This is a genomic window from Halobacteriovorax sp. JY17 (assembly GCF_002753895.1).
Classification (GTDB): domain Bacteria; phylum Bdellovibrionota; class Bacteriovoracia; order Bacteriovoracales; family Bacteriovoracaceae; genus Halobacteriovorax.
The window spans coordinates 1,571,351-1,583,758 of the sequence record NZ_NJER01000001.1 but is presented as its reverse complement, the minus strand read 5'-3'; the positions used below and the strand labels follow the sequence as shown (position 1 = coordinate 1,583,758).

The 12,408-nt window shown below is 35.4% G+C and carries 13 protein-coding genes; 5 read left to right on the top strand and 8 right to left on the bottom strand.

The genetic code is table 11. The features are described 5' to 3' along the window. Positions 1-11 precede the first annotated feature (11 nt). Complete coding sequence (locus CES88_RS07455; protein ID WP_290732999.1) at positions 12-524, top strand: DUF192 domain-containing protein; 513 nt, start codon at positions 12-14, stop codon at positions 522-524. On the opposite strand, the gene CES88_RS07450 is transcribed toward CES88_RS07455, so the two are convergent. From CES88_RS07450 to CES88_RS07425, 6 genes are all read right to left on the bottom strand, one after another. Next, positions 496-1,338 carry a hypothetical protein gene (locus CES88_RS07450; RefSeq protein WP_290732997.1) on the bottom strand — a complete coding sequence of 281 codons (843 nt, stop codon included), beginning with the start codon at positions 1,336-1,338 and terminating at the stop codon, positions 496-498. The two genes, CES88_RS07455 and CES88_RS07450, sit on opposite strands and share 29 nt — an antisense overlap. 96 nt (positions 1,339-1,434) lie before the next feature. After that, complete coding sequence (locus CES88_RS07445; RefSeq protein WP_290732995.1) at positions 1,435-2,352, bottom strand: hypothetical protein; 918 nt, start codon at positions 2,350-2,352, stop codon at positions 1,435-1,437. Positions 2,353-2,427: 75 nt separating this feature from the next. Further along, positions 2,428-2,655 (bottom strand): YggT family protein, encoded by a 228-nt coding sequence (locus CES88_RS07440; RefSeq protein WP_290732993.1) that lies wholly within the window; start codon positions 2,653-2,655, stop codon positions 2,428-2,430. A gap of 42 nt (positions 2,656-2,697) precedes the next feature. After that, positions 2,698-3,609 carry a YhjD/YihY/BrkB family envelope integrity protein gene (locus CES88_RS07435; protein WP_290732991.1) on the bottom strand — a complete coding sequence of 304 codons (912 nt, stop codon included), beginning with the start codon at positions 3,607-3,609 and terminating at the stop codon, positions 2,698-2,700. A 314-nt stretch (positions 3,610-3,923) separates the two neighbouring features. Next, entirely contained in the window at positions 3,924-4,193 is a 270-nt protein-coding gene (locus CES88_RS07430) for a hypothetical protein (protein ID WP_290732990.1), read from the bottom strand. 6 nt (positions 4,194-4,199) lie between these two features. Beyond that, complete coding sequence (locus tag CES88_RS07425) at positions 4,200-6,521, bottom strand: DNA polymerase II (RefSeq protein ID WP_290732988.1); 2,322 nt, start codon at positions 6,519-6,521, stop codon at positions 4,200-4,202. A 377-nt stretch (positions 6,522-6,898) separates the two neighbouring features. Here CES88_RS07425 and CES88_RS07420 point away from each other — a divergent pair, with 377 nt between their 5' ends. The 4 genes from CES88_RS07420 to pheA are packed head-to-tail and all read left to right on the top strand — an operon-like array spanning position 6,899 to position 10,712. Further along, positions 6,899-7,990: a chorismate mutase gene (locus CES88_RS07420; protein WP_290732986.1), complete on the top strand. Its 1,092-nt coding sequence runs from the start codon at positions 6,899-6,901 to the stop codon at positions 7,988-7,990. A 21-nt stretch (positions 7,991-8,011) separates the two neighbouring features. After that, the gene (locus CES88_RS07415; RefSeq protein ID WP_290732984.1) at positions 8,012-9,169 is read left to right on the top strand and encodes a pyridoxal phosphate-dependent aminotransferase; all 1,158 of its coding nucleotides are present in this window, start codon (positions 8,012-8,014) and stop codon (positions 9,167-9,169) included. Continuing rightward, on the top strand, positions 9,166-9,894 hold the full coding sequence (locus CES88_RS07410; RefSeq protein WP_290732982.1) for a prephenate dehydrogenase/arogenate dehydrogenase family protein: 729 nt from the start codon (positions 9,166-9,168) through the stop codon (positions 9,892-9,894). Before CES88_RS07415 ends, CES88_RS07410 begins: the two co-directional genes overlap by 4 nt. Beyond that, positions 9,891-10,712, top strand: a complete 822-nt coding sequence (pheA, locus tag CES88_RS07405; RefSeq protein ID WP_290732980.1) for a prephenate dehydratase — start codon at positions 9,891-9,893, stop codon at positions 10,710-10,712. Before CES88_RS07410 ends, pheA begins: the two co-directional genes overlap by 4 nt. On the opposite strand, the gene CES88_RS07400 is transcribed toward pheA, so the two are convergent. Next, positions 10,709-11,311 carry a septation protein IspZ gene (locus CES88_RS07400; protein ID WP_290732978.1) on the bottom strand — a complete coding sequence of 201 codons (603 nt, stop codon included), beginning with the start codon at positions 11,309-11,311 and terminating at the stop codon, positions 10,709-10,711. The genes pheA and CES88_RS07400 overlap by 4 nt on opposite strands. 35 nt (positions 11,312-11,346) lie before the next feature. Then, positions 11,347-12,333, bottom strand: a complete 987-nt coding sequence (locus CES88_RS07395; RefSeq protein WP_290732977.1) for a WYL domain-containing protein — start codon at positions 12,331-12,333, stop codon at positions 11,347-11,349. Positions 12,334-12,408 lie beyond the last annotated feature (75 nt).

Sequence of the window (12,408 nt, the reverse complement as noted above, 5' to 3'; positions counted from 1 at the left end):
AGAGTTAAGTCATGAAGACATTTATAACGCATTTTGCACCGATGCTCATTAAAAATATTCTTAAAACCCTAATAATATTGCTCTGTCTCTCTAGCTGTAGCTCTTCTAATACTGTATTTAAAGACAGAAAGAGAGTTACTCTACTCATTGACGGTAAGCACTCTATCGAGACCATTCTCTCAATTAGTGATGAAGAAAAAAATCTAGGCCTAAGTGGAACGAAGAAAGAAGAATTTAAAAAAGACCACGCAATGCTCTTTCATTACAAGAAAGACGGACTGCGCAAATTCTGGATGCCCAACACACTTTTTGACCTAGATATCTTCTTTCTTGATTCCAATATGAAAGTAATTGCAGTTGAAAGAAATGTTCCTCATCATCCCGGCGTCCAAGAGCCTCCGAAAATTTACAGAACAAAAGTTTATAATTGTAGACACGTCTTAGAAATGAGAAGTGATTCACCCCTGGCAAAAGAGCTAGAGGTGGGAGAAAAGGTTATAACTTCGAAAGGCTCTTATCTCTAGGGAAGAGAATTAAGTACTCATCTCTTGCGATAAAACCTAAATTATCTCTTACAAGTTTTTTCTGGTACATCGAGTTCTTTCCAATTTTCTTAATTTCAATCGCCAAGTTTTTGTTTTCAAGTATGATTCTTTCTTGTTCATATTGCTTCTCTTCTAAAAGATTTAGCGATGAATAATAATCCATCACTCCTCCTCCAGAAAATACGAGTCTAAAAAGTAAGAACGTGCAAAAGGCCCATCCAAACTTTACAAGATAACCAACAAGACTTCTGTCACTATTATTTTTAGATTTAGTATTAACTTTTCTCTTTGCGCTCGTATAACCAACTTTTGCAGGGGCCTTAACCGCCGCCTTTCTCATTGGAGTTAGAAATTCTGCTTCATCAGGCTTTCCGACTGTTCTTCTTGTTGCTGTTACAGAGGGCTCTGCTTCACTAGCTTCTTTCTTTTTTAAAAGACCACCACCCCAAGATCTACCACTCTCTCCACTTGAAGACATTTGAGCACTAGGCTCACTACTAAATCGGCTGGCCGGTCTCTTTGGAATTCCTGACGGCGTTCCTGAATTTTGAGCGGCCCTCAATCTTTCAGATATATTTCGAGATCCTGCTCCAACAGGTCTAGGACCAGTAGAGCTAGAAAATAATGGTCCATCGGTCGAAGCACTATTCGCCTGACCTTGAATATTATCTCTCTTTGCTTGTTTCGCGCGATTGCGCTCAATTGCTTTTCTTAGACGATCACTTGCCGGATCTGCACCAGCTGACGGTGCACTCTGAGCTCCCCTTTGATGGGAGTCGAACGAAAATTCCAATTTAAACATCCTGTTTAAAGTTTAGTACTCACAAAACCATCCTAATTTTGTGACAACATCCTGTTATTACTATTCTAAAGGAAGAGAGCATTCTGCTCAAGGGTTATTATTAAGAATTTCTTCCACTGAAATCCAAAAACCTCTAACCGCTGCAACTTCCTGTAGGAAAATAACTAATCTCTGATGATCGACAGTTAAATCGGCCGGATCAAATTCAAAGTTAAATTCACCTTTTTCAAAAATATCTTTAAAATTTAAAAAATTACTGTCATTTAAATTAAATGGTTTTATTTCAAAACTCTTATCCGAAGTAGAATACTCAGAAATTGAAAACAATCTTCTAAGAAGACCTTCACACTTTGAAAACTTAAGGGAAGAAATTCCTCTATCCCCTATTGGACCTAGCCTCATGAACTGTTGATCTCTTTCTACAGACTGCGCCTTAAAGTAGACTTTCATTCCATTTTCATTACTTTCAAGCCACCAGCTAAAACCAGGATCGCTCAAATTACAAACCATTTCCTCTTGAATTGGAAATCTCTTATTAAGAATATATTCTGCTATCATTTCAGATTGTTCGATCGAAGATGTTTCAAAGTAATGAATACCAGATAATTCCTCTCGGTCATTAATTTTTAACTTCTTCCAACTACCTTCTTCATCATTCATCACGCTATGAACTGACTCATTAATATTGTGGCAAAGAATTCCTCTTACACAGAAGGTTGAAACGCCTGAGTCTATTTTAAAAATAAGACCTGGAGATACTGGAAAAACTGATTCAAGAGAATGTTCTACACCCTCTTCTTCAAAGTCTATTGCAATTTCTTGTGGGAGTTTTTCATCAAAACTAGATTCTTCGCTGACTTCTACAACAACTTCTTCATTTTTAGAAAATTGAAAATCCCCATCAAAGAGTGATGGTTGTCCAAAGTCCTCTGAACCTTTGAGAGCTTCGCTCAAGGCCATTGTTTCTTTTGCTAAAAAATCTATATCTATATATGGCGAATCCATTCAGCCCCTTTTTCATCCATGAAAAAAAGTAAACATACTAAAATTGTGTACTAAACGAATTAAAAAGACAAGCTTTTACCAGAGAGCTTTTAGAACAGAAAGAATGACAACAACAATTAAAGGAGAAAAATCGAAAGGTAAATCATTTGGAAGATATCTTCTCACTGGTCCACATGTGTAATTGGCCATCTTATGAATTCTCATTACCCAAATATTTCTTCTATATTGAGGTAGATATGTCAAAATGACATCTACAAATAATAGTAAAATATATAATTCAATAAGTGTTCTAATTAGACCCACAATATTCTCCTCTTAGAAAATATATCTCTTTTCCAAGATAATTCAAGTCGCGATACGTTTAAGAAATAACTTCTTGTCTAATAATGTTGTACAAATACATGTTCCAAAGTAGAAGAAGCTCATTGTAAAATAAATCCAAATCACACCAACTATAAGTGTATAGTAATCACCATAGTTTTTAATCAATCCATCTCTCACATATATAAAGTAAATCCAAAAGAGATTTTTTCCAATTATCACTAAGAGACTAAAAATCATAGCCGCTATTACTGACTGCTTAAGAGTAAGTTTCCAAGAAAAGAACCACCTATACAAGAAAGCAAAGAAGGTAGTAAAAATAACTCCATGAAAGACATTTGATTTTAATACGTAAGAAAATCCATAATTAACATTAGAGAAATAGGCACTTATTTTTAATAAGCTTGGGAAGTTAGTGGTAAGAAAATTTACTACAATATTATTTGTTAGAAATTGACCTGAATAAAAGAAAATGGATGGAAGAAAGAAGAAGAAACTTAGAGAAAGAATTGTAACACCAATAACAAAAATTCCTTTTAAATGTTTAACAAACTTTAAATAACTTCTATCTTCTGTAATTAAATATAAACCATTCCAAATTGAATCGAAGAACGAAAGTGATGAAATCAAAAGAATTCCAAAGTTAAGGATAGTGAACTCTCCCCCAGCAAAGAGTGGACCTTTTACAATAGTTTGAATTTGAGTAAGAATTTCTGGTGCGACATCGGGAAAGAAACTTTCAACAAGATTGAAAATCTGTAATTGGGTGGAGTTAATATCCCCAATAAATAATCCGACCACTCTAATTAAAAGTAAGAAGAATGGAACAACTGTTAAGAGCATATAGAAAGTAGAAGAAGAAGCGAGAGTCGTTCCCCTCTTTTTCTGAAACAACAAAATTGAAGTTGCTAATAAATTATAAATATCTTTCATCATAGAAATCTATTCTACTAAAAAATAAAAATTTGTGAGGAAAAGTTAAGGACCCTCTCAGATCCAGCTAAAAATCTGAGAGGGTAATGTTACAAAGACCAGGAGAATGTCAATGGATATGTAAGTCTTTGTAAATCAAAATAACACTTTAATTTCAACAACTTAATCCACCTAAAGATTAAGTTCCTACCTCATTGATAAATCACTTTCGACTTTTTTGCAAAAGAATTAATAGATGATTTGATAAATGTTTAAGTCTTTTTTAACGCACAGAGCGTCCAGTGAATAATATTAAGAAGTTGGAAAATTGGGGTAAATCACTTGTCTAATTCGTTCTTTAGTAAATTTGTTTTATTTACTTCCTCACAGGCCAATTCATATTTAAGCTTACAGCTCTTCTTCAAATATCTCTGGGCCTCATCAGGACTCTTCTCTCCCGAGTGGAGCTTATGCGCAACAAAGCAAGCAGCCCCATTTTCCTCGTTATCACAGAACCAGCTATAGACTTCGAGTTCATATCTTGTGTAAAGAACTGTCGCCATGAAAATGATAAAGACAAAGGCGGCCATTTTATATTGATACTTCATAAAACCTCAAAAGAAAGATAATTGATCTCCACAAATGATATCATCAAAACTCTTATCAAAAATTCCTAACACAGAATCAACGAGAGGTTTTATTTGCTTTTCGATATAGTGCTCGTAATCAATATTTGAATATTCAAGCTCTATAGGAAAAGGACCAGATGTTGTCATAATATATTCAATACTCTTCATTTTGCTCTGACCAGTCTTTTCTTCAAGAATTTTTGCAGCCTTCACATGGGGAGGAATTGACTTAGTATACTCTGAGATAGATTTTGTTAATCTCTTCCTATAAACAAGTTGATCATCAAACTCGCCATTCTTAAGTCTATCAACATAACCTTTAATATAATTTTCATAATCTTCATCATGAAAGATTTTTTCAAAGAGAGTGTATTGAAAATTCTTCGCTAGTTTTGTCCAATCAGAGCGAACAAACTCCATTCCAGAAAAATAAAGTTTATCCCCACTTTCTGTCTGAAGAAGTCCTACATACCTCTTTTTGGCCCCTCCCTCTCCTCCTCTAGCATATGGAAGAAATAGCTTCTTAAAAACTTTTTCAAATTCCATTTCAAGGTGAGACTCTACACCAAACCTTACCTCTAGCTTCTTGGTAAGAAATTCATTTGCACGTCTTGCAAGCTCATTGGACTTTTCTTTAATCTTATAAATATCTTCTTGCCTTAATTGAACAAAAACAGAATCCGTATCTCCATATAGGACTTCATAACCGAGGCTCCTAAAAAACTCTATCGCCTCTAAAAGAATCCACTGTCCTGTCTCTGTAATAGCACTTGGAAGATCCGCATGATAAAAGCGACAACCAGGAGAGCCCATAACTCCATAGAATGAATTCATTAGTATTTTTATGGCCATAGACAGGTGATCATCCCCAATAGACTTAGCCTGCAACCTCTTCTCAAATAACTCTGTTATAAAGCTAGGAAGTATATTTTCACTTCGAGAGAACTCATGACCCGAAGGTGTTTTTACCGGATTAATATCACTCATAATTCTTGAGTAAGGATCAATTTTAAAAGTTTTTATAATTGAAGGATAGAGACTTCTAAAATCTAAAACCACAACATTTTCGTAGAGACCGACTTTAGGCTCCATCACATATCCACCAGCAGCGTGAGCGTCTCTTTGAATGTCTAAAACATTTGGAGCAACAAAGCCCTTTCTATGAATCAAAGGAAGAAGGAAATGATCAAAAGCTGCTGTAGATAGACCTATCCGGTCAAGTTGTAATCCAGAAATTTTCGAACGAGTAATACATAGATCAATCATTTCTGTCTTATTAAAAATATCACTTACGAGAGTACAATCCATCAGATTATACTTTGCGAGAGATTCCTTATCTTCTTTAAATCTTCTTTCAATCTCTTCAACTTTACTCGTACCTGTTGCACTAATATCTTTATTTGCACCCAGAAGTTCATGAGCAACTGTATCTAGTTTGAAATTTTCAAAATTATAGAAAGCTCCTCTAAGGGTTGGAGGGCCGTCTAAAACGACTCTTCCAGGAATAGAACAAGTATAGGTTCCACTCTTTCTCTGATGAATTTTAACTTTCTCTCCATCTCTTCCAAGATAAAAAGGAATTCCATATTGAGTATACTTTCTTTCGAGAAAATCAAGGTCAAAGCCAATGACATGCCAACCAATAATAATATCTGGATCTTTTTCGAGAATATTTTCTTTAAAAGCGAGAAGAACTTCCTTCTCTCCTTTGTAGTAAGTGAGCTCGTCACTGATGACTTTATTTTCATCAGCAACCATGAAAACGTTCTTAAACTCTATTCCTTCTCCGAGCTGATAATGAACACCTATAGAATAAAGGTCATTTCCAAAACTCGTTTCAATATCAAAAGAGAGAACTTTAAGTTTAGCTTGGTAATTGGCTTTCTTTATTTGAGGATTCGTAAAAATTCTAAGTCTTCCTCGCTCATGGAATTCTCCCTGAATTTCAACATCACCGTTAATAAACCTCTCCATTAAGTAGCGTTCATTAGGCCTTATGTCTGATTCAAAAGTTCTTATTCCATTCTCTGCGAGAAAGTCTCTTGCTGTATACAAATCACTTTGCTTTGAAAAATAAAGAGCGTCTACGCTTTGCTTTGTAAAACTCTTAAGCCCTACATTCTTTCTCTCTAAAAGCTTAGGGATATTTATAGATTGATGCTTTGATTCAATAAAGAAAACAGGACGAAAGTTTGTGATCACAACTTTTGTCGGCCCCCTATCGGTTGAAAGATAGAAATTCAATTCTACGCCACTGGTTGAATCAATAAAGTTAGAAGTGAGAATAAAGCCTTTGGTATTTTCCATATTGCTTAGTTATATACCGAGAAAGGGCATACGCCAATGAAATCGCTTTAAATGCTTTTAGATTTCAATACGTTGAACTAGTATTTAGGCCGTATAATTCATTTACACCCTAGGGATTTATTACACTTAGATGTGGATTATTAGTAAGTTAGCTTATTATTAAATAAAGCGAGAGAAAATAGAGCTTCTGCGACTAAGAGAATGCTTAACAAGTATAATATTTAATTATACTAAATATGAATATTATTAATTTTATTTTAAAAACAATACAAGTTATATATAGGGCTAGACAAGTATTAAGGAAGAGATTTTAGCCTTGATTTAACTACAAAGAAACCTATAGTAATAGACTGCTTTAATTACTTCTGGAGAAGACGATGGAATTTTTGCCACTCAATAAATGGTTACCAAATTTACAAAAACCTTTAGTCATCGCAGGTCCATGCTCGGCAGAAAGTCATGAGCAAATGATGAGTACAGCGCGAGAGATTGCAAAAATTCCAGACGTAAGAATATTTAGAGCTGGAATCTGGAAGCCTAGAACAAGGCCTAATTGCTTCGAAGGTGTTGGAGAAGAAGGATTAAAGTGGTTAGCTGATGTGAAAGCAGAAACTGGTCTTCTTACAACCACTGAAGTTGCCAATACTCAACACGTTGAACTTGCCCTAAAGCACGGAGTTGATATTCTCTGGATCGGAGCTCGTACAACAGTATCCCCTTTTGCAGTTCAAGAAATTGCAGATGCACTAAAGGGAACAAATATTCCTGTGATGGTAAAAAACCCAGTCAATCAAGACCTTGCCCTTTGGATTGGGGCCCTTGAAAGAATCGCTGGTGCAGGAATAAATAAAATAGCTGCAATTCACAGAGGTTTCTCAACAGGAGATACTTCAAAATATAGAAATCTTCCTCTTTGGAAGATTCCAATTGAGTTAAAGAGCAAGTTCCAAAACCTTCCTATCATCTGTGATCCAAGTCATATTGCAGGTAAGAGAGACCTCATAGCTTACGTCTGTCAAAAAGCAATGGACGCAGACATGGAAGGCCTCATGGTAGAAACTCATATTGACCCTTCAGTTGCTCTATCTGATGCTGCCCAACAAGTAACACCAGAAGCTTTACATGCAATTATTCAAGGACTTTCACTTAGAACTGAATTTGGTATAGATAGAACATTTGAACAAGAATTAGATGCTCTAAGAGCACAAGTTGATAGAGTTGATCAAGAAATACTTGAAGCGCTAAAACAGAGAACGGAGATTATCACACAAATAGGACAGGCCAAGAAAGAGAAGAATATTATGCCTCTTCAAATTCAGAGAATGGATGAGCTTATGAAGAAGAGAATTGATCTTGGTAAGAGTTTAGGACTAACTGAAAATTTTGTAAAAGATATCTATGACACAATTCACAGTGAAAGTGTTCGTATTCAAAGCCAAATAGTGAACGACTTTGACAGCAAAAAATAGAAATCTGTGTATAATAAACTCATGGAAAATTCTAAAAGAGTAAACAGTATAGAACCTTCGAAAAGTATTTCACTATCTGCAAAAATTGCAGAGCTAAAGAAACTTGGAGAAGACATTATAGGTCTTAATGTGGGAGAGCCTGACTTCGCAACCCCTGCCCCAATTATTCAAGCGACAATAGCCGCTCTGAAAGACAATGAGACTCGCTACTCTCTTGTTCAAGGCCTAGATCAACTCCGAGAAGGCATCGCCTACTACTTAAATAAGAAGTATACTTTAAATGCCAATAAAGACCACATCCTCTTAGGTAATGGTTCAAAGCATATTCTCTATCTTATTTTTCAAACACTCTTAAATGATGGCGATGAGGTCATCATTCCATCACCTTACTGGGTAACTTTTCCAGAGTCAGTTAAGTTGGCCGGTGGAGTACCTCGCTTTGTAGAAACAAAGAAGAACTTTCAACTAGATCTAAAGACGATTGAAGAGGCCATCACCAAGAAAACAAAGGCCATACTTATAAATACTCCCAATAATCCTACAGGAGCTGTTTACAATGCAGAAGATTTACAGGGAGTTGTAGATTTAGCAGAGAAGTATGATTTAAAAATTATCTCTGATGAAGCCTATGAAATACTCACTTACAATAAAGTTAAACATGTTAATATATCATCTCTAAGTGAAGTTGCTTTTCAAAGAACGCTAACCGTTCAGTCTTTCTCAAAGAGTTTCTGCATGACAGGCTTTAGAATTGGTTATCTATGTGCAGAAAAATCATTTATTGATGACGTAAATAAACTACAGGGACATCTCTCTGGAAATAACTGTACTTTTGCTCAGTACGGAGCACTTGAGGCCCTTAGATTAGATGCGGGGCTTATTAGAATTTTAACCAAAGAGCTTGAGACTAGAATGAAACTCGCCCATGAGCTCTTCAGTGAATTCTTCCCTATTCAAAAACCAGATGGAGCTTTCTATCTCTTTCCAGATGTTAGTGATTTAATAAAGAAGCTTGGACTAAAAGGAAGTGAAGAACTTTCTCTATATCTTCTTGAGAAGGCAAAGGTTGCAATACTACCAGGGATTGCTTTTGGAATGGAAAATCACCTGAGAATATCTTTTGCTCAAAGCAGAGAAGAAATTATTGAAGCTCACAAGAGAATAAAGGCAATACTATGAAAGTTGGTATTCTAGGCTTTGGACGTCTTGGAAAGTTACTTACAAGAAACCTATCTAAGGATGCGACGACATTAGTCTATGACGTAGAATTAAATGAAAGAGAAGTACTTGAAGCTGGAGCAACAATCTCCTCACTTGAAGAAATTTGCCAATGCCCTATTCTCATTCTCTGCGTTCCTATCTCTGTAATAGAAACGATTGCAAAAGAGATTTCAACACTTGTTACTAAAGATACACTTGTGGTTGATGTATGTTCTGTAAAAGTTCATCCAATGAATTTACTCATGAAGGCCCTTCCAGAAGAAACTGAAATTCTTGGAACTCACCCAATGTTTGGTCCAGACTCCGCCGCAAAGAGCCTCTATGGTTGTAAAATTGTTCTATGTAAACAGAGAATAGAAGAAGAAAAGTACAAGAATATAAAAGGATACTTAGAGTCTCATGGTTTAAAGGTCATTGAAGCAACAGCTCATGAACACGACAAACAAATTGCGAATAGTCTTATTCTTACCCATACAATTGGTAGAACTCTCATGGATATGCAATCTAAAGAAATGGAGATAGATACGAAAGGATATAGACGATTGTTAAAGATTCTAGAAACAGTTGAAAATGATAGTGTTCAACTTTTCAAAGATATGAACAAGTACAACCCTTATGCCAAAGAGATGAGAGAGTCTCTCTCCTCTTCACTAGAAAGAACATTAGAGAGCGCTCTCAAATGAAAATAGCATTTCAAGGTAAACGAGGCGCCTATAGTGAAATGGCCATCAGGCAGTACTTCACTAATTCTGTAGATCCTATTGGTTTTAATCTTAGTGAAGAAGTTTGCTCTGCTCTTGAAGAAGATGATGTCGCCATCGGTGTACTTCCTGTTGAAAATAGTATTGTTGGAAATGTTGCGGTTAATGTTGATCTTCTTTTAAAGCATCACTTCTTTATTATTGGAGAAATCTATCTCTCCATAAATCACTGCTTACTTGCTAGAAAAGGAGTTAAGCTCAGTGATATAAAGACGGTTAAGTCTCACCCTATCGCTCTTGCCCAGTGCCATGACTTTCTAGTTAAAAATGGAATCAAAGGCATTCCAGAATTTGATACCGCAGGATCTAGTGAACTTCTCTCAGAGAGCAATATCACAAATGAAGGAACTATAAGTTCTTCTCTCAGTGCTGAATATTATGGACTAGATATAATCTGTGAAGAAATTCAAAAGGTAAATACCAACTTCACTCGCTTTGTCATTTTTGTTAAAGAGAAGAATATTCCAGAAGGTCTTAAGCTTGAAAAAACAAGTATTGCTTTCTCCACCAACCACAAGCCAGGGGCCCTACTTAGTTGTCTCCAAGAATTTGCAACCTTTGGACTAAACTTAACAAAGATTGAGTCTCGCCCTATTCCTGAGAATCCGTTTATGTATACTTTCTTTGTTGATTTTCTTGGTTCTATTCACGATGAAAATGTTAAGGACTGCTTGCTTAAATTAAAAGAGCATACAAGCTCAGTTAAAATTCTTGGAAGTTACCCAAAAGCAAAATTCTAAGGTTTAGTAGATAAGAGAACTTCCTTTTCCATCTTTGATCTGGCGTAATCTTTTGCTAATTTTCGACTCCAAAAGATTTCAAAGATATAGAAAATAGCGAAGAGAATATAATTTCCAATTGTTTTAAAAAAGGCCCAGACATCAGTACTCTCATAAATGGCAACATATCCCATAAAGAGTCCTGTCACAAAGAAGTAATAAGTGAGATGTCTCTCCATGGAACTTACAAAGAACATTGGAGGTTTTGACTTTAAAGGTAAACTTTCTAGGAATTCAACAAGTAGGCCTTTTCCAATTTTTATTCGATAAAACATAAAGCTAGAAACACCAACTCCTGTGATCGCAGGCTGGAGCTTAAACCATATTCCCTCTTCACCTAAGAGACTCAAGCACCCAAGAAATAGAATAAGAAAGAAATTCGCTTTAGAGATAGTATGAACATGTTTAACTATAATTTTTTCGGCAGTTATTTCTAAGATCGCAAGAATTAAGCCACCAGTAATCGCAATTCTAACAGGATAGTATTCATCTAAATACCAATATGCAATTGCAGGAAGAAAAGATATGAGAAAGAAACTCTTAGAAAATGATTTATCCATATTATAGAACTAACATGGATAAATCCCTTTTGTCATTAACCAGCTTTCTTATAGTCCTGCTCTAGTGACTCTAGTTTAATTTGACAGTAATCTAAATATTTCTTCTTCAGACTACTAGGATCTAAAATTTCAATATGATCTTTTATACTTAATATCCACTCAAAGAGCTCATCACACGGCTCCACTGATGCTGCCCAAATAAGATCACCATTCATATTTGTTGTAACGTATGGATTACCAAGAAATTGATAGGCAGGCCTAAGATCCACCGATTCCGATGAGATTATCTTCAGGACAAGCCTCTCTTCTTGACCCGTAATAGCTCGCACAGCAGAAATAAAATCATTTATTTCAATAGAGCTAAAGTTGGGACTATAATTTGTTTCAAGATCTATTTTAATTTTGTTAATTTCTAAAATATTGAAATAGATAAGACATCTATCATTGTAGTCTTCACCAACAAGGCAAAGCTCTCCCTCTAGAAAAACAGCTTTCCTTGGATAGAAGTCTATACATCTCTTATCGTGTAGCTCTATATTTAAACAAAAGTCTCGACTCATGGCCTCTTCTGTTTTCTTTAAAAAATCTCTATGTTTTAAGTCAAGGTTTTCAAGTAATTCAAACCTCTTTTCTTCATCGTGAATCGCTTTAAATAGATCATGCGAAGAATACTCAGCTTCAACTTCGCTGAGCTTTTCACTAAGAATTTCATAGTGAGCTGTTCCCGACTCTTCTTGCATCTTTGGAAAGTGGGCCTGAAAGGCAAGCCACTCTTTGAAAGTTAGCTGCATTGAAATCATATATTCTGCTTTTACAGGATGAATATAATTTGTTCCACTGAGTTCAGATATTTCAACAAAGTAATTTAGGTTTTGTAGAAATGAGACTGCGTCGGTAAATAGGTCTTCGCTTATTTCTGATACATTTAAAAATTGTTTTAAAGGCATGGGCTCGTTGAGATTTTCTAGACAAGTAAGGAATGTCCAGAATTCTTCCTTTAAAATCAGTGAGTTATTGTGCATTAACGTTTCCTTAATAAAGACAATCTAAATAACTTACCATTCTTATCGGTTATTCTCTCAAAGCTCTTTAGTGAT